The organism is Pseudomonas sp. F-14 TE3482, from assembly GCF_053629455.1.
The window spans coordinates 87,501-103,604 of the sequence record NZ_JBRJII010000001.1; the positions used below are offsets into that span (position 1 = coordinate 87,501).

16 protein-coding genes (1 of these 16 cut by a window edge) are annotated in these 16,104 nt (G+C 58.9%); 8 read left to right on the plus strand and 8 right to left on the minus strand.

Translation table 11 applies throughout. The features are described from left to right. Both AB7M26_RS00405 and AB7M26_RS00410 read left to right on the plus strand, forming a co-directional pair. Positions 1-1,293, plus strand: partial view of an alkaline phosphatase D family protein gene (locus tag AB7M26_RS00405; protein WP_123501075.1) — the 3' portion only. The gene continues 645 nt to the left of window position 1, outside the view; 1,293 of the gene's 1,938 nt are visible here — the last part of the coding sequence; its start codon lies off the left edge, out of view; the stop codon is at positions 1,291-1,293. Positions 1,294-1,309: 16 nt separating this feature from the next. Then, the gene (locus tag AB7M26_RS00410) at positions 1,310-1,837 is read left to right on the plus strand and encodes a P-loop NTPase family protein (RefSeq protein WP_123501073.1); all 528 of its coding nucleotides are present in this window, start codon (positions 1,310-1,312) and stop codon (positions 1,835-1,837) included. Between the two features lie 64 nt (positions 1,838-1,901). Here AB7M26_RS00410 and AB7M26_RS00415 read toward each other — a convergent pair whose 3' ends face one another. After that, positions 1,902-3,077: an acetylornithine transaminase gene (locus tag AB7M26_RS00415; RefSeq protein WP_123501071.1), complete on the minus strand. Its 1,176-nt coding sequence runs from the start codon at positions 3,075-3,077 to the stop codon at positions 1,902-1,904. Between the two features lie 102 nt (positions 3,078-3,179). On the opposite strand from AB7M26_RS00415, the gene AB7M26_RS00420 reads away from it, so the two are divergent. The 3 genes from AB7M26_RS00420 (at position 3,180) to AB7M26_RS00430 (ending at position 5,617) form a co-directional block, all read left to right on the plus strand. Further along, positions 3,180-4,085: a LysR family transcriptional regulator gene (locus AB7M26_RS00420; protein ID WP_123501069.1), complete on the plus strand. Its 906-nt coding sequence runs from the start codon at positions 3,180-3,182 to the stop codon at positions 4,083-4,085. 117 nt (positions 4,086-4,202) lie between these two features. Beyond that, the gene (locus tag AB7M26_RS00425; protein WP_123501067.1) at positions 4,203-5,216 is read left to right on the plus strand and encodes a sensor domain-containing diguanylate cyclase; all 1,014 of its coding nucleotides are present in this window, start codon (positions 4,203-4,205) and stop codon (positions 5,214-5,216) included. 23 nt (positions 5,217-5,239) lie between these two features. Continuing rightward, on the plus strand, positions 5,240-5,617 hold the full coding sequence (locus AB7M26_RS00430; protein WP_429378248.1) for a GNAT family N-acetyltransferase: 378 nt from the start codon (positions 5,240-5,242) through the stop codon (positions 5,615-5,617). A gap of 8 nt (positions 5,618-5,625) precedes the next feature. Here AB7M26_RS00430 and msrA read toward each other — a convergent pair whose 3' ends face one another. Genes msrA through msrB form a run of 3 tightly spaced genes read right to left on the minus strand, consistent with a single transcriptional unit; the run spans position 5,626 to position 8,722 of the window. After that, positions 5,626-6,333, minus strand: coding sequence for a peptide-methionine (S)-S-oxide reductase MsrA (msrA, locus tag AB7M26_RS00435; protein ID WP_123501063.1), 708 nt, complete (start codon positions 6,331-6,333; stop codon positions 5,626-5,628). A 42-nt stretch (positions 6,334-6,375) separates the two neighbouring features. Continuing rightward, a complete protein-coding gene (locus AB7M26_RS00440; RefSeq protein WP_123501084.1) occupies positions 6,376-8,163 on the minus strand; it encodes a cytochrome c biogenesis protein DipZ in 1,788 nt (595 codons plus the stop codon). 43 nt (positions 8,164-8,206) lie between these two features. Further along, the gene (gene msrB, locus AB7M26_RS00445; RefSeq protein WP_123501061.1) at positions 8,207-8,722 is read right to left on the minus strand and encodes a peptide-methionine (R)-S-oxide reductase MsrB; all 516 of its coding nucleotides are present in this window, start codon (positions 8,720-8,722) and stop codon (positions 8,207-8,209) included. Positions 8,723-8,877: 155 nt separating this feature from the next. Here msrB and AB7M26_RS00450 point away from each other — a divergent pair, with 155 nt between their 5' ends. The 3 genes from AB7M26_RS00450 to AB7M26_RS00460 all read left to right on the plus strand — a co-directional run bounded on the left by AB7M26_RS00450 (position 8,878) and on the right by AB7M26_RS00460 (position 11,929). Beyond that, positions 8,878-9,594, plus strand: coding sequence for a response regulator transcription factor (locus tag AB7M26_RS00450; RefSeq protein ID WP_123501059.1), 717 nt, complete (start codon positions 8,878-8,880; stop codon positions 9,592-9,594). Beyond that, positions 9,591-11,111 (plus strand): sensor histidine kinase, encoded by a 1,521-nt coding sequence (locus AB7M26_RS00455; protein WP_123501057.1) that lies wholly within the window; start codon positions 9,591-9,593, stop codon positions 11,109-11,111. Before AB7M26_RS00450 ends, AB7M26_RS00455 begins: the two co-directional genes overlap by 4 nt. A gap of 113 nt (positions 11,112-11,224) precedes the next feature. Then, positions 11,225-11,929 carry a hypothetical protein gene (locus tag AB7M26_RS00460; RefSeq protein WP_123501055.1) on the plus strand — a complete coding sequence of 235 codons (705 nt, stop codon included), beginning with the start codon at positions 11,225-11,227 and terminating at the stop codon, positions 11,927-11,929. Positions 11,930-12,206: 277 nt separating this feature from the next. Here the strand turns inward: AB7M26_RS00460 and cyoE are convergent, their stop codons facing one another. The 4 genes from cyoE to cyoB are packed head-to-tail and all read right to left on the minus strand — an operon-like array spanning position 12,207 to position 16,102. Beyond that, positions 12,207-13,094: a heme o synthase gene (gene cyoE, locus AB7M26_RS00465; protein ID WP_123501053.1), complete on the minus strand. Its 888-nt coding sequence runs from the start codon at positions 13,092-13,094 to the stop codon at positions 12,207-12,209. Between the two features lie 11 nt (positions 13,095-13,105). Next, positions 13,106-13,441 carry a cytochrome o ubiquinol oxidase subunit IV gene (cyoD, locus tag AB7M26_RS00470; RefSeq protein WP_095633374.1) on the minus strand — a complete coding sequence of 112 codons (336 nt, stop codon included), beginning with the start codon at positions 13,439-13,441 and terminating at the stop codon, positions 13,106-13,108. After that, complete coding sequence (locus AB7M26_RS00475; RefSeq protein WP_123501051.1) at positions 13,442-14,068, minus strand: cytochrome o ubiquinol oxidase subunit III; 627 nt, start codon at positions 14,066-14,068, stop codon at positions 13,442-13,444. It abuts the gene before it with no gap. Between the two features lie 3 nt (positions 14,069-14,071). After that, the gene (gene cyoB, locus AB7M26_RS00480; protein WP_063341493.1) at positions 14,072-16,102 is read right to left on the minus strand and encodes a cytochrome o ubiquinol oxidase subunit I; all 2,031 of its coding nucleotides are present in this window, start codon (positions 16,100-16,102) and stop codon (positions 14,072-14,074) included. Positions 16,103-16,104: the final 2 nt, after the last annotated feature.

Genomic DNA, 16,104 nt, shown 5'->3' on the forward strand with positions numbered 1-16,104 from the left:
AGCTACTACCATCGTGCGGATTTGTTACCGGCGCTTGAGAGCAACGAAACCCTGCGCGAACGATTTTTCGGTGGAGCGCGTAAGCCGATCTTTACCAGTAGCAGCGCCGACAACCATTTAGTGACCTTCGCCGAGGTCATGGCCATGTACCTATTAGTATGGTCGCCCACGTCCTGGATACTGATCGCGCCGCAACCACCGGCACTGACGCCCGAACGACGCAAGCGTTATGCCCTGGAGCTGACGCGCATCGAGGAGTTCAAAAAAGGACTGGGTGGTGTTGGGCGGGCGATGGCGCACCTGCCGTGCCTGATGATTTTCGACGACCACGACATTACCGATGACTGGAATCTTTCCGCGCAATGGGAGGAAACGGCCTACGGCCATCCGTTCTCCAAGCGCATCATCGGCAACGCGCTGCTCGCTTATATGCTGTGCCAAGGCTGGGGCAACAACCCGGACGCGTTTGGCGGCATGCTGGAAAAAACCCGCCTGTTGAGTGCCTCGGGGCAAGATCCTTACCTGGACAGCGATGTCCAGGATAGCTTGATCGACGAGCTGCTGAGCTTTCAGAAGTGGCATTACGTGCTGCCCACTCGCCCTGCGGTGGTGGTGCTCGACACTCGCACCCGGCGCTGGCGCAGCGAAATGACGCTCAAGCAACCGTCCGGTCTGCTGGATTGGGAAGCGCTCAGCGAGCTGCAGCAGGAATTGCTCGATCATCCCTCGGCGATCATCGTTTCGCCGGCGCCGATTTTCGGCGTCAAATTGATCGAAACCGTGCAACGGGTGTTTAGTTGGTGCGGCTATCCGTTGCTGGTAGACGCCGAAAACTGGATGGCCCATCGCGGCGCCGCCCAGGTAATCCTGAACATTTTCCGACACTCCCGCACTCCCGGTAACTACGTGGTGCTGTCTGGCGATGTGCATTATTCCTTCGTCTACGAAGTATTGATCCGACACCGCAAGGCTGGCCCACGAATCTGGCAGATCACCAGCAGCGGTATCAAAAACGAGTTTCCGCCAGCGCTGCTCGAATGGTTCGACCGCCTCAACCGCTGGCTTTACTCGCCCCGCTCGCCACTGAACTGGCTAACCAAGCGTCGGCGGATGCGCATTGTTCCGCACGTTCCGGAGCATGCCGAAGCGGGCGAGCGGTTATGGAATTCGGCGGGGATCGGCCAGGTGTTCTTTAATGAAAAAGGCCAGCCGCAGGATATTTATCAGCACAACGCGGATGGCTCGCCGAAGACGCGGATGGTGGCGCCTGAAATTTCCGAAGCGGTTGAATGACTTTGGCCGAGTTGCCATGAGCAATTATTACCCGCACACCATGAACCTCACCCGAACCCTGATCATCGGCAACTCCGGCTCGGGCAAGAGTTGGCTGGCCAAACGACTGGCAGAGCACTTGCAAGTATCCTGGATCGATCTCGACCTGATTCACTGGATATCCGATGAACACAGCATCGCTCGTCCCCGCGCCGAAGCATTGGGAATGGCGCGGGTGGCAGCGAATGAAGAGCGGTGGGTTATCGAGGGTGTGTATGGATGGATGGTCAGTGAACTGGCGGAACAGGCGACGACGTTGATCTGGCTGTGCCTGGAGGACGAAGACTGCGTCAGTCATATTCGCCAGCGTGAAGCAGAGCGCGATGATAGTGATGAGTTACTGATAGCGTTACAGGACTGGGCGGGTAGCTACCGTACGCGCGGCGATTCCAGTGGATTTGCCGCGCATCAGCGCTTGTTCGCAGGGTTTAGCGGTTCGAAACTTCAACTGATGAATCGGAATGAAGTCACGACTTTCGTCAGTACGATGCAACAAATCGACTAATCCTTCCCGATTCCAATCACGCGAACACCGATTCCTACAGGGGAATGCATACATTCAATAGAAGTCAGGCTGCGCTCACCGCCCGACCAACGCCTCTGACAATCATCTCCACTTCCCGCTCATCAATCGTCAGCGGTGGCAGCAGGCGAATGGTCTTGCCCCGTGTCACGTTGATCAGCAAGCCATGATCGCGGGCTGCAATCAAGGTCAGGTCGCGAATCGGTTGTTTGAGTTCGATGCCGATCATTAAACCCCGGCCGCGAATCGCCAGAACGTTGGGATCATCGGCCAGTTCGATACGCAATCTGGCGAGTAGGCGTTCCCCCTGCAGTTTGGCGTTTTCCAGCAGGCCTTGTTCCTCAATGATCTCCAGCACGGTGCACCCCACTCGACACGCCAATGGATTGCCGCCGAACGTGCTGCCGTGGCTGCCGGGGGTGAACAGGTCGGCGGCTTTGCCTCGGGCCAGGCAGGCACCAATAGGGATGCCGTTGCCCAGGCCTTTGGCCAGGGTCATGACGTCCGGGGTAATGCCTTCGTGCTGGAACGCAAACCACTGGCCGGTGCGGCCGATGCCGGTCTGGATTTCGTCGAGCATCAGCAGCCAGGCGCGCCGGTCGCACAGTTCGCGTACCGCTTTGAGATAACCGGGCGGTGCCACTTGCACACCGCTTTCGCCCTGAACCGGCTCCATCAGAATCGCCACGATGCGTGGACCGTGGTCTTGTTGGACCGCCTCCAACGCAGCGAGGTCGCCGAACGGCACTTTAATGAAGTCCCCCGGCAATTGGTTAAACCCCAGACGCACCGCCGGGCCGTCACTGGCGGACAGGGTGCCAAGCGTACGGCCGTGAAAGGCGTTTTCCATGACCACCACCAGCGGCTGCTCGATGCCTTTGTGCCAGCCGTAAAGCCGCGCGAGTTTCAGCGCGGTTTCGTTTGCTTCAGCGCCAGAGTTACTGAAAAACGCCCGCTCCATTCCCGACAGCCGAACCAGTTTCTGCGCCAGCCGCTGTTGCCAGTCGATGCTGTACAGGTTGGAGGTGTGCAACAACAGCCCGGCCTGTTCGCTGATGGCTGCCACGATTCGCGGATGGGAATGGCCGACGTTAGTCACCGCTACGCCCGCCACCGCGTCCAGATATTCGCGACCGGCCTGATCCCACAAGCGCGTGCCCAAGCCTTTGCTGAAACTCAGGGCCAAGGGTTGATAAGTGCTCATCAGGCAGGCGGCGGTCATGACATCAAACTCCATTAATAGTCGGTGTTTTTGCAGTATGGTTAGCCACCTGAGATGGATAAACACCGCAACACTTCAATCATTTTAAAGCTAGGCTTGATAATGGATTTGTTCCAGGCAATGACCGTTTACGTAAGAGTGGTGGAAGCCGGCAGCATGACCGCCGCCGCTTTGCAGTGCGAAATGTCCACGACCATGGTCGGCAATCATCTTCGGGCCTTGGAGCAACGTTTGGGTGTGCGTCTGCTTAACCGTACGACACGACGCCAGCGGCTGACGGAATTCGGCACGGCGTACTATCAACGTTGTCTCGAGGTATTGGGGCTGGTGGCCGATTCCGAACGGCTGGCCGAACAGACCCTCGACGAGCCGAGCGGCACCCTGCGCATCACCGCACCGCTGACCTTCGGCACCGAACGGCTGGCGCCGGCCCTGAGCGAATTCACCTTGCGCTGTCCGCAGGTCAAACTCGACGTCGTGTTGACCAACCAGCGCCTGGATTTGCTCGACAACGGTTTCGATGTGGCGATTCGCTTGGGCACTACCGAGATGTCCAACATGATCGCCCGCCCGCTCATCGACTACACGATGACCCTGTGCGCATCGAAGGACTATCTGGCGCGCCGGGGCACTCCTGAAAAACCCACCGACCTGCAACACCATGACTGCCTGGCCTTCGCCTACCCGGCCGGAGACGACTGGCACTCGGTAGCCAAACAATGGCGCCTGAGGGGACCCGAAGGCGAAGTCATGGTGGAGGTCAGCGGGCCGATGCTGATCAACAGTTCGGCGGGGCTGCATCAAGCGGCGCGCACCGGTATGGGCATCGTGATGGTGCCCGATGCGTTGGTGGAGCAGGACCTTCAGGACGGAAAATTGGTGGCCTTGATGCAGGACTACCAACTGCCCAGCCGTCCGATGAACCTGGTGTACGCCCAGGACCGCTACCGTTTGCCGAAATTACGCAGCTTCGTCGACTTTGCGCTGCAGCGGTGGGGCAAGCAGTAGGGGGCGCTCTCGCTAAGGAAACTAATTGAGAACGCCCCCTAGCAGTAGCAATACCCCATGAACTAATCTCCTCGACTGGCGAGTCACGTTGATATCAGTTCGGCAGGGAGACCGATGATGGGTGAGGCATCGAATATCGAGCCGTTGAAGTTCAATCTGTCAGATTTTAACGAAGACATGCTGCACACCATTCTGGAACTGGTCAGCGATGGCATCTGGGACTGGAACGCCAACACCGGGTTCGTCTACCGCAACCCCGGGTGGTACGAGATGCTCGGCTATCCGCCTCATTCCCTGGATAACAACGTGCTGACCTGGGAAAACGTGATCCACCCCGACGATTACTCGCGAGTCATGGCGCTGTTTGATGACTACCTGAATCAGCGCGCACCCGGCTATCAAGCCGAGTATCGCTGCCGCATGCGCGATGGCACTTACATCTGGATCGAAGATCGCGGCTATGTGCTGGCACGTAATGCCGACGGCTCGGTGGCACGAATGGTCGGCGCGCACCGCAGTATCGAAGACAAGAAACGCCTGTTCGAAGAAATGGAACGGCGCAATCAATCCCTCGAAGCCATCATCGAAGAACGCACACGCGAGTTGTCCCGGGTCAATGAGCAGTTGCAAATCCAACTCGAAGAAAACCGCAAACTGGCGGAAACCGATGTACTGACCTCCATCGCCAATCGCTATCGCCTGGAAAAAGCTCTGCCCCTGGAATGCGATCGCGCCCAACGCTTCCGCCAGCCGCTATCACTGATCGCCATGGACATCGATGACTTCAAAAACATCAACGATCACTACGGCCACGCCTTGGGTGATGCGGCGTTGGTGCAGGTGATCGAGAGCGTGAAGCACTGCGTGCGCGAAGGCGATCTGTTGGCGCGCTGGGGCGGCGACGAGTTCATCATGATCCTGCCCAACACCTCGTTGGCCGACGCCAGGGCACTCGCTGAAAAAATCCGTCACAGCCTGTCGAGCTTGCTGCCGGTCGGGGACTATCAAGTCACCATGAGTTTTGGCGTGGTGCAACGCTTTGAAGAAGAGCAACAGACAGGGTTGCTGGCCAGGGCCGATCAGGCGCTGTATCGGTCGAAGATTGCGGGCAAGAATGTGATTTCGGGGTGAGTACTTCCGTGCTTATCCGTGATATGCAGCCCTCGGACGCAGAGCCCGTACGACTTTTTCTTGGCGAGAATGGCTGGGCTCACCGCACCGGCTCAACTGAGCATTTCGCGCAGTTGATCGCTAATTCTCAACGTACAGCTCTTGCGATAAAGGACTCCCGCATCGTCGGGTTTGCCCGAGGTATCACCGACGGGTTGTCCAACGGTTATCTGTCGATGGTTGTCGTGTGCGAGCAAACTCGACGTGAAGGCGTCGGTCGCGCCCTGGTTGAGCATGTCATGGGCGACAACACCGCCATTACCTGGATTCTGCGAGCAGGCCGTGAAGGCGCTTCGGATTTTTTTTCAAAGCTGGGCTTTGAAACGTCGACCATTGCGATGGAACGCTCACGCTTGAAGTAGCCAATGCACTATTGCCCCCCCTTCACCAACACCGGCTTCTCCTGATACCGATCCGGATACAACTTCTTCAACTGCACCACTTTCGGCAGGTCATTGATCACGATGTAGGGGTACGTCGGATGTTCCGTCAGGAAGTCCTGATGTTCTTCCTCGGCCGGGTAGAAGCCGTTGTAGGTTTCCAGTTTGGTGACGATGGGTTTGTTGAACGAATGGGCAGCGTCTAGCTGGGTGATGTAAGCCTGGGCGACGCGTTGCTGTTCGGGGCTTTTCGGGAATAGCGCCGACCGATACTGAGTGCCGCGGTCCGGCCCCTGGCGGTTGAGTTCGGTGGGGTTATGGGCCACCGAGAAATAGATCTGCAACAGGCTGCCATAACTGACTTGAGCCGGATCGTAGGTGACTTCGACGGCCTCCGCATGACCGGTATCGCCATTGCTGACCCGCTCGTACTGAGCGGTGTCGGCTGTGCCCCCCGCGTAACCGGAGACAGCGTTCTTCACCCCTTTGACGTGTTGAAATACCCCTTGGACGCCCCAGAAGCAACCGCCGGCAAAAATTGCCGTTTCACTGCGTGCTTGAGTGTTCTCGTCGAGGGTTGGTGGCGCAATGATGACCGCCTCTGCGGCGCCTGCGAAAGAAAACGCGGCGCACTGACCGATAACACTGGCCGCGGCCAATCCCAGCAGGGTGCGACGCCAGTTAAATAAGGTTTTCATGGCTTGTCTCCTGAATGAATGGGGCTATCGACCAAACGGCTATCAACCAAACGTAAATGCATACGCCGACACACCCGGATCGAGAAACTCAATGCTGAATGTCCGGTCCTTTACGCCTGCGCTCTGGCGTACCAATTGATACAACCGCTGCTCGGTAACGCTGCCGCTGCCATCCGGCGCCACGTCAACACCGTGGGCACTACCTGGGGGCTTGCCGTCAATCAACACGTTGAAACGCACCGGTTTGCCGTCAGCGCCGGGGCCCAATACCAGATGCAGATCGCGAGCGTGGAAGCGGTAGACGATTCGACTGGCCGGTGCGTTCGAAACGGCCCGTTCCGGACCGACCGTCCATTGGCCCTCCAGGCTCCAGTTATTGAGGGCCAGTCGGGACGGCGGGCTATAGGCCGTCATCTTGTCTGGCGCCAGATCGGTCTGAGCAACGAAATGCTCCGCCCGTCGATAGCCGATATAGGTTTCCGGCGATTGCACTTCACTCATGTCCGGGGCGAGCTGGACGCCCTCGGCACGAGCATTGATCAGCCCGTCCTCGACCTTCTCGGCGCCGGCCTCACGCAGCAGTTGTTGAATCACTCGCTCCGATTCGGCGTATTTGCCCTCGCCAAAGTGGTGATAACGAATGCGCCCCTGAGCATCGGCAAAATAGTGGGCCGGCCAGTATTGGTTGTTGAAAGCACGCCAGACCTTGTAGTCGTTATCGATTGCCACCGGATAAGTGACACCCAGGTCTTTCATGGCTTTGGTGACGTTGCCTACATCACGTTCGAAGGCAAACTCGGGCGTATGGACGCCGATCACCACCAAGCCCTGATCACGATACTTCGCGGCCCAGGCCTTCACGTACGGCAGGGTGCGCAGGCAGTTGATGCAGGAGTAAGTCCAGAAATCCACCAGCACGACCTTGCCCTTCAAGGACTGGGCGGTGAGAGGGGGTGAATTGAGCCATTGCACAGCACCGTCCAGCGATGGAAGGTTGCCTTCAATCGGCAGTTCGCCCGGTATCTTGGCGGTCATTTTCATGCTGGCGGCAGGTTGATCGCCGCCCCGTGGAATCTGCGACATCATCGCCCCACTGCTGGTCGGCAACTTACCGGCCAGCCGATTTACCAGCGCCTGCTCGATATCGCCGGTGGATGCCGTCGAGACCCGCGCCAGAATCCCGGTATCCAGCCCCAAGGCGATCGCCACTACACCCGCCAGCATCGCGCCTCCCAAGCCTCGACGCAGCCACTCGCCTGCGCCTATCGAGCGCTTCATCGCGGCGAAGACTTTACCGCCCAGCAGCAATGCCGCGGCGAGAGAGGTGGCGGCGCCGGCCGCGTAAGCCAGTAGCAACAAGGTGGTGGCGATGTTTGCCCCTTGCAGCGCCGCGCCAGTCAACAGCAGGCCCAGAATCGGCCCGGCGCAGGGCGCCCAGAGCAGGCCCGTGGCGACACCGATCAGCAACGAAGCGCCGGGGCGCGGCCGGGTATCGAGAGCCGCGGCTTCCGACAGCCGACCGCCGGCCGCCACCAATGGACGCGTCAGGCGTTCGGCCAACCGGGGCAGCAACAGCGTCAGCCCGAACAGTGCAACGAACAGCAACGCGAGCCAGCGACCGTACTGATTGACTTGCACCACCCAACCGCCGCCCACCGCCGCCAACGAGGCGACGAGCGCGAAGGTCAGCGCCATCCCTGCCAGCAGCGGCAAGCCACTCTTCATAAACGGCTGCCCGGTGCGAGCGAAGACAAAGGGCAATACCGGCAGAATGCACGGGCTGACGATCGTCAGCACACCACCGAGATAAGCGAGGACCAGAAGCCACATAACGTCGACCTGCATGAAGTGAGTGAAAGGAAGTGCCCATGGATTACGCCTGCGGTTTGAAAGTCAGCGCCAGACCGTTCATGCAGTAACGCAGACCGGTGGGCTTTGGCCCGTCCTCGAAGACATGGCCCAAGTGACCGCCGCAACGACGGCAATGAACCTCTTCGCGCAGCACGCCGAAGGAGCGGTCCTGACGGGTGGCCACCGCGTTGTCCAGTGGCGCCCAGAAGCTCGGCCATCCAGTGCGGCTGTCAAACTTGGTGTCGGAAGAAAACAACGGCAGATCACAACCGGCGCAGGCAAAAACGCCCTTGCGGTGCTCGTTGTTCAGCGGGCTGCTGTAGGCCCGTTCGGTGCCCTCTTCGCGCAGGATCTCGTACTGCTCGGCGCTAAGCCGCGCGCGCCATTCGCTGTCGCTGTGAGTCACCTCGAAAACCTCCATCGCGCGGGCCTCATCGATCAGCGCGACGCTTGCGGAAAATTTTGGCAATACACCGATCACCAGGGCCGCAGCCCCCAGCCCGCCGCTCGCTACCAGAAACTGTCGCCGTGAAAACATGGGCCTTCTCCAAAAGTTCCAGGTGCCTTGCATGGAACACAGCCTAGGCTTGAGTTGATCGCCAAATCCTCACGAGGAGTTAAACAATTCGTGATAACTCAGCCTCAGGAAAAGCCGCACAATGTTGTTCATTGCGTCACGAGGGATTGAGCTCCATGGAACCGACCAAACGCGTCCTGGTGGTCGAGGACGACCTGCACATCGCCGACCTTATCTGCCTGCATCTTCGCGATGAGCAGTTCGAGGTGGTGCACTGCGCCGATGGCGATGAGGGCATGCGACTGCTGCAGCAAGGAAGCTGGGACGCACTGATTCTCGACCTGATGCTGCCCGGCGTCGACGGCCTGGAAATCTGCCGCCGCGCCCGGGCCATGGCCCGCTACACACCGATCATCATCACCAGTGCGCGCTCCAGCGAAGTCCATCGGATTCTGGGGCTGGAACTCGGTGCCGACGACTACCTGGCCAAACCCTTTTCCATGCTCGAACTGGTGGCGCGGGTCAAAGCATTGCTGCGACGGGTCGACGCCATGGCCCGCAACCTGAAAATGGACGCTGGCAGCCTGATCAGCGATGGCCTGTCCATCGACCCGATCACCCGTGAAGTCTCCCTCGATGGCCGTCGTCTTGACCTCACGCCGCGGGAGTTCGACTTGCTGTACTTCTTCGTCCGCCAGCCCGGCAAGGTCTTCTCGCGCATGGACCTGCTCAACGCGGTGTGGGGCTACAGCCACGAAGGCTACGAGCACACGGTCAACACCCACATCAACCGCCTGCGGGCCAAGATCGAGGCCGATCCAGCGCAACCGGCGCGCATCCTCACCGTGTGGGGTCGCGGCTACAAACTCGCGACGAGCGGAGAACAGCCATGAGGTTGACCCTGACCCAACGCCTGTCCCTGGTGTTCGCCGTGCTGTTGCTGGTGTGCTGCGGCACCTCGGCATGGATGCAGGTGCGCTCCAACCAGATGCATGAACTGGAAGTGGTGCAGGGGTTGTCGCGGGATCTGGCGCAACACATCGCCCACGACACCGTGCTGATGGACCGCAATGGCCCGATGCCCAATGCCGTGCGCGAACTGTTCAGCCAGCTGATGCTGGTCAACCCCAGTGTCGAGGTCTATCTGCTCGACACCGGGGGTCGAATTGTCGGCAGCGCCGCGCCCGAGGGTCGAATACGCCGAGAGCAAGTCGACCTGGCGCCAATCCTGCGTTTGCTCAAAGGCGAGGCCCTGCCGATTCTCGGCGACGATCCGCGCAGCATTGATGGCAGCAAGGTTTTCAGTGCTGCGCCGTTGCGGGTCAATGGTCAGCCGGCCGGTTATCTCTATGTGGTGTTGCTCAGTGAAGAGCACGATCGCTTCGCCGAACGCGGCGCCACCAGCGCGGCGCTCAATACAGCGTTGTTGTCCATTGGGCTGGTGGCGTTGCTATGCCTGATTGCCGGCCTCACCGCATTTGGCCTGATCACCCGGCCATTGCGCCGCCTGACCGAAAAAGTCAGTCAGTTCGATATCAACGGTGTTCCGTCCGCCTCGCCCGAACCAGAGCCTGAACCGGTAGAAAAAGCCGCCAGCCACGATGAAATAGCCGTCCTCGATGCGGCCTTTCGGCAGATGCAAGCGCGCCTCGGTGAACAATGGAACTCGCTGACCCGTCAGGATCAGGAGCGTCGTGAACTGGTGGCGAACATCTCCCACGACCTGCGCACACCGCTGGCCTCGCTGCACGGTTACCTGGAAACCTTGTCGCTCAAGGACGCCACATTGTCCCCCGCCGACCGCCGCCGTTATCTGGGGATCGCCCTGGATCAGAGCCGCAAGGTCGGCGGCCTGGCGCAATCGCTGCTGGAGCTGGTGCGGCTGGAGCACGGTTTCGTGCAACCGGTGCTGGAGCGCTTTTCGCTGACCGATCTGGTGCAGGACATCTTTCAGAAATTCGAACTCAGCGCCGAAGCGCGCCAGATCGAACTCAAGGCCACCTTCGCCCCCAACGTCTCGGCGGCCTGCGCAGATCTTGGGTTGATCGAGCGGGTGCTGACCAACCTGTTCGACAATGCGCTGCGCCATACGCCCCAAGGTGGAGAAATCGAACTCAGTCTGCGCCCACAAGGGTCTTTCATCGAAGTCACCGTCAGCGATACCGGCCCGGGAATCGCTCCAGAACTGCGCGAAGGTCTGTTCCTGCGCCCGTTCAACATTGGCGGCGCACGGCGCGATGGCGGATTGGGGCTGCGGATCGTGCATCGGATCCTGCATTTGCACGGCCGCGAGATCGAGCTGATCGACGTGCCGGGACGCGGCGCGACTTTTCGCTTCTCCTTGCCGGTGGATGAGCAAACGGCGGAGCAATGGGTGGGTCGGTCTAAAACCTCTCACCAGAAATACTGACCAGCCACCTGTTCATCCGTGACAACGCAGCCTCGGTCCAATAGATTAGGCGGCCTGAAAAGGCTTCGTGCTTTCTCGCCTCAATCCAAGTTAAAAGAAGTAGTGAAATTTCAATGTCCGATTCCAATACCGCTGAATCCGTAGTCACCTTGTCGTCCAAAGCGGAATACGAAAACTCCATCAATCTTTCACAACACGTGCCTCAGGCCAAAACCATCAGCGAGATGGTTCTGGATGCTTTTCAATCCACCCGGGAAAGCGACCAGATCCGCGAACTGCGCGCCGCGATTCGCCAGGCTCATGACAGCTTCGACGACGATAAAGCCTACGAATTGATGGGCGAACTCAAGCAACTGAAAGACGCCGAAGCGGCCGACATTGCTGCCCTGGAAGACCTGAGCAGCAAGTTCCCGATCAGTCGCATTCTGTCCAGCTTCAAGGACGACCCGGCGTTCCAGGAAATCGTCTACGGCCTGGCGCTGAAGGTACTGAACCAGACTCACCAGGCCATCAGCAACCCGAGCAGCGGCAAGAGCAAAGCGGCTCGCGCCAAGAAAGACGTCGAGGTGTTCACCATCAGCAAGGACGGCATCAGCGTCACCCTGCCCCTGCGCACCCCGCGCTCGCGCCTGAACGTTGACCGTGAAGCGCTGGAATTCCTGGGCTTCAGTTTCGTCGGCGAAGGCGATGAAGCCGAGCTGGAAAGCGAAACGTTCCTGGACAATGCCGGGGCCGAACAAGCGGTCAACCGCAAGAACATCATCACCGCGCTTCAACAGCAAACCGCGTTCGACGGCTACAGCATCGCCGCGCAGTAACGCTATACGCTGCACACAAAAATCCCCGTCATCAGAGCGGGGATTTTTATTGCCTGTTCGCCTAATTAACTTTTTTTCTGATGCACCGCGGCGCGGCCATCGCGAGCAGGCTCGCTCACACAGGGGGTCAGCATCGAGCACAAAGCTGGCGGCAACACCTATCCAGTGTGGGAGCGAGCCTGCTCGCGATCGGGACGACACGGTCCGTCAAAAGAACCCAATAAAAAGCCCCGCCATTCTCTCGAAGGGCGGGGCTTTTCTTTACAGCATCCGAAGCTTAAGGCGCGTAAGTCAGCAACAGCTCACTTGGCACTTTAAAATCCAGCGACATCATCACGCTCAACGCGGTAATGGTGAAGATCGAGAACACGAACAGCTTGCGTGCCCAGACCGTGTCATCCACTGCCTTGTAACCGGTCCAGGCCATGTACAACCAATACATGCCCATGGCTGCGGCGACGGCGAGGTAGCTCATGCCGGCGTAGCCGCTGAAGGTCAGCATCAAGGTCGCTACGAGGAATGCCAGGATGTAGAGCAGGATGTGCTTCTTGGCCACTTGAATCCCGCGCTTCACCGGCAACACCGGAATCGATGCGGCCAGGTAATCGTTGAAGCGGAAGATCGCGATGGCGTAGGAATGCGGCATCTGCCACAGGCTGAACATCACCAGCAGCGTCAGTGCGGCCATGTCGAAGCTGTTAGTCACAGCCACGTAGCCAATCACCGGCGGCATCGCCCCCGACAGACTGCCCACCAGCGTGCCGTGAACCGACTTGCGCTTGAGGTACAGACTGTAGAAACCGACGTAGATGACGAAACCGATCACCGCGAACAACGCAGCCAATGGGTTGGCCACCTTGTACAACAGTGCAACGCCGAAAACACCAAGGATGGTCGCAAAAGCCAGGGCCAGTTTCAGGGAGATCAGGCCCTGGACCAGCGCACGGTTCTTGGTGCGTTCCATCTTCAGGTCGATGTCGCGGTCGATGCAGTTGTTGAACACGCAACCGGAAGCGACCACCAGGGACGTGCCGATCATCGCAGCCAGGAAAATGGCCAGATCGACATGCCCTTTGGAGGCCAGGAAAAATCCGCCTGCCACTGAAAGCACGTTACCGAAAATGATCCCCGGTTTGGTGATTTGGATAAAGTGCTTCAAGGACATGCGGACTTACCTCACTTCGCCATCATGTTGGTGTGGATGCTGAACATGATCCACAGCGACAGGCCGACCAACAGGACGATTACGATCGCGGCGAAAACAAACGCAACCACGTTGTTACGCTGGGCGGCCGAGCGGTCCAGGTGGAGGAAGTAAACCAGGTGCACCAGCACCTGGATCACAGCAAAGGCCAGAACGATCCACAGGGTCATGGCTTTCGGCAGGGATGGGTACATCACCAGGCCAAAAGGAATGACGGTCAGGATCACCGACAGGATGAAGCCGATGGCGTAGGACTTTACGCTGCCGTGGTTGGCTTCGTGACCATCGTGGGAATGAGCGTTAGCCATTTACATAGTCCCCATCAGATAAACAACCGTGAATACGCAGATCCACACAACGTCCAGGAAGTGCCAGAACAGGCTCAGGCAGCTCAGACGGGTCTTGTTGGTCGCCGTCAGGCCGTTTTTCTGCACCTGATACATCATGATCGCCATCCAGATCAGACCGCTGGTCACGTGCAGACCGTGGGTGCCGACCAGGGTGAAGAACCCGGACAGGAAGCCGCTGCGGCTAGGGCCGAAGCCTTCGGAGATCAGTACGTGGAACTCGTTGATCTCCATGGCGATAAAGCCGGCACCGAACAGGAAGGTCATGCCCAGCCAGCCCAGTACCTGGTTCTTCTTGCCCTTGAACAACGCCAGCATGGCGAAGCCGTAGGTGATCGAACTGAACAGCAGCAGAGCGGTTTCGCCCAGTACGTAAGGCAACTCGAAGATGTCGTGGCCCGACGGGCCACCCGCTACGTTGTTAACCAGTACCGCGTACACCGCGAAGATCGACGCAAACAGAATGCAGTCGGTCATCAGGTAGAGCCAGAAACCGAATACGGTCATCTCGCCCGAGTCGTGGTGATGGTCATCATGCCCATGTCCATCGACATGGGTGTGTCCAGCATTGGTCACTAAGTTCGACATGGTTTAAGCCTGTTCCAACGAGGTTTCAACACGGGTGGCGGTGGCTGGAACTTTCCCGGCCGCTACCAGACGCTTGTGCTGCTCGGCTTCGATGCGCTCGATTACGTCGACCGGCACCATATAGCCTTGATCATCACGTGCAGCGTGGATCACGAAGTACACCACGGTGCCGACCAGGCTTGCGATGGCCAACCACCAGATGTGCCAGATCATCGCGAAACCGAACACGGTCAACAGAGCACCCATGACCACACCGGTGGCGGTGTTGTTTGGCATGTGTATCGGCTCGTACCTGGCCGGAGCCTTGTACGCGGTGCCGTTTTCCTTGGCTTCAGTGAACGGGTCGATGGTTTCTGCTTTTGGCAGCACGGCAAAGTTGTAGAACGGTGGTGGCGAGGAAGTCGACCATTCCAGGGTATGGGCATTCCACGGGTCGCCGTGTTCGCACATGTTCTGCGGCAGCTTGCGGTCACGGATACTGACGTAGAGCTGGATCAGCTGGCAGGCAATACCGACGGCGATCATCACCGCACCGAACATGGCAACGTACAGGTACGGTACCCACTCAGGGTTGGTGGTGGCGTTCAGGCGACGAGTCATGCCCATGAAGCCCAGTGCATAGAGCGGCATGAACGCGACGAAGAAGCCGCTGATCCAGAACCAGAACGCTGCCTTGCCCCAGCCTTCGTGCAGCTTGAAGCCGAACGCTTTCGGGAAGTAGAAGGCGAAACCTGCGATGTAACCGAATACCGCGCCGCCGATGATCACGTTATGGAAGTGCGCGATCACGAACAGGCTGTTGTGCAGAACGAAGTCAGCACCCGGGATGGCCAGCAATACGCCGGTCATGCCGCCGATGGCGAAGGTCACCATGAAGCCCAGGGTCCAGAGAACCTGGCTGGTGAAACGCAGACGGCCTTGATAAATGGTGAACAACCAGTTGAATAGCTTCACCCCCGTCGGGATGGAAATCAGCATCGTCGCCAGACCGAAGAAGGCGTTGACGCTGGCACCCGAACCCATGGTGAAGAAGTGGTGCAGCCAGACCATGAAGCCCAGGATCGAGATCGCGCCGCTGGCGTAGATCATCGAGTGGTGGCCGAACAGTTTCTTGCCGGTGAAGGTCGAGATGACTTCGGAGAAGATCCCGAACGCCGGCAGAATCAGGATGTAAACCTCAGGGTGACCCCAGGCCCAGAACAGGTTGACGTACATCATTGGATTGCCACCAAGTTCATTGGTGAAAATGTGGAAATCCATGTAACGGTCAAGAGTCAGCAGTGCCAGGGTAGCGGTCAGGATCGGGAACGAAGCCACGATCAGGACGTTGGCCCAGGTGCAGGTCCAGGTGAAGATCGGCATGTCCATCAGCTTCATGCCAGGGGTACGCATTTTCAGCACGGTGGCCAGGAAGTTGACCCCCGTCAGCGTCGTACCCAACCCGGATAGCTGAAGTGCCCAGATGTAGTAATCCATCCCCACGCCCGGACTGTATTGCAGGCCCGACAGCGGCGGATAAGCAACCCAACCGGTCTTGGCGAATTCGCCAACGCCCAGGGACAGGTTGATCAGCACCACGCCGGATACCAGCAGCCAGAAGCTCAGGGAGTTCAGGAACGGGTAGGCAACGTCACGCGCGCCGATCTGCAGCGGCACCGCAAGGTTCATCAGGCCGGTGAAGAATGGCATCGCCATGAAGATGATCATGATCACACCGTGAGCGGTGAAGATCTGGTCATAGTGTTCAGGCGGCAGGTAGCCAGGCGAACCCTCGGTGGCCATGGCCAACTGGGTACGCATCATGATGGCGTCGGCAAAACCGCGCAGCAACATGACCATGGCGACGATGATGTACATCACGCCGATTTTCTTGTGGTCGACCGAGGTCAACCACTCGGTCCACAAATAGGTCCACTTCTTGAAGTAGGTGATTGCAGCGAACAGCGCCAGACCACCGAGCGCGATCATGGCGATGGTTACCATCACGATCGGTTCGTGGAACGGGACCGCTTCCCAACTTAATTTACCAAACATCG

Excerpts from the sequence above, each read along its gene's own strand:
- AB7M26_RS00455 (WP_123501057.1), top strand. The coding sequence starts at position 9,591 with ATGAGGTTGACCCTGACCCAACGCCTGTCCCTGGTGTTCGCCGTGCTG.
- cyoD (WP_095633374.1), bottom strand. The coding sequence starts at position 13,441 with ATGGCTAACGCTCATTCCCACGATGGTCACGAAGCCAACCACGGCAGC.
- msrB (WP_123501061.1), bottom strand. The coding sequence starts at position 8,722 with ATGTTTTCACGGCGACAGTTTCTGGTAGCGAGCGGCGGGCTGGGGGCT.
- AB7M26_RS00415 (WP_123501071.1), bottom strand. The coding sequence starts at position 3,077 with ATGACCGCCGCCTGCCTGATGAGCACTTATCAACCCTTGGCCCTGAGT.
- AB7M26_RS00430 (WP_429378248.1), top strand. The coding sequence starts at position 5,240 with ATGCAGCCCTCGGACGCAGAGCCCGTACGACTTTTTCTTGGCGAGAAT.
- msrA (WP_123501063.1), bottom strand. The coding sequence starts at position 6,333 with ATGAAAACCTTATTTAACTGGCGTCGCACCCTGCTGGGATTGGCCGCG.
- AB7M26_RS00425 (WP_123501067.1), top strand. The coding sequence starts at position 4,203 with ATGGGTGAGGCATCGAATATCGAGCCGTTGAAGTTCAATCTGTCAGAT.
- AB7M26_RS00440 (WP_123501084.1), bottom strand. The coding sequence starts at position 8,163 with ATGTGGCTTCTGGTCCTCGCTTATCTCGGTGGTGTGCTGACGATCGTC.
- AB7M26_RS00460 (WP_123501055.1), top strand. The coding sequence starts at position 11,225 with ATGTCCGATTCCAATACCGCTGAATCCGTAGTCACCTTGTCGTCCAAA.
- AB7M26_RS00450 (WP_123501059.1), top strand. The coding sequence starts at position 8,878 with ATGGAACCGACCAAACGCGTCCTGGTGGTCGAGGACGACCTGCACATC.
- AB7M26_RS00410 (WP_123501073.1), top strand. The coding sequence starts at position 1,310 with ATGAGCAATTATTACCCGCACACCATGAACCTCACCCGAACCCTGATC.
- AB7M26_RS00475 (WP_123501051.1), bottom strand. The coding sequence starts at position 14,068 with ATGTCGAACTTAGTGACCAATGCTGGACACACCCATGTCGATGGACAT.
- cyoE (WP_123501053.1), bottom strand. The coding sequence starts at position 13,094 with ATGTCCTTGAAGCACTTTATCCAAATCACCAAACCGGGGATCATTTTC.
- AB7M26_RS00420 (WP_123501069.1), top strand. The coding sequence starts at position 3,180 with ATGGATTTGTTCCAGGCAATGACCGTTTACGTAAGAGTGGTGGAAGCC.
- cyoB (WP_063341493.1), bottom strand. The coding sequence starts at position 16,102 with ATGTTTGGTAAATTAAGTTGGGAAGCGGTCCCGTTCCACGAACCGATC.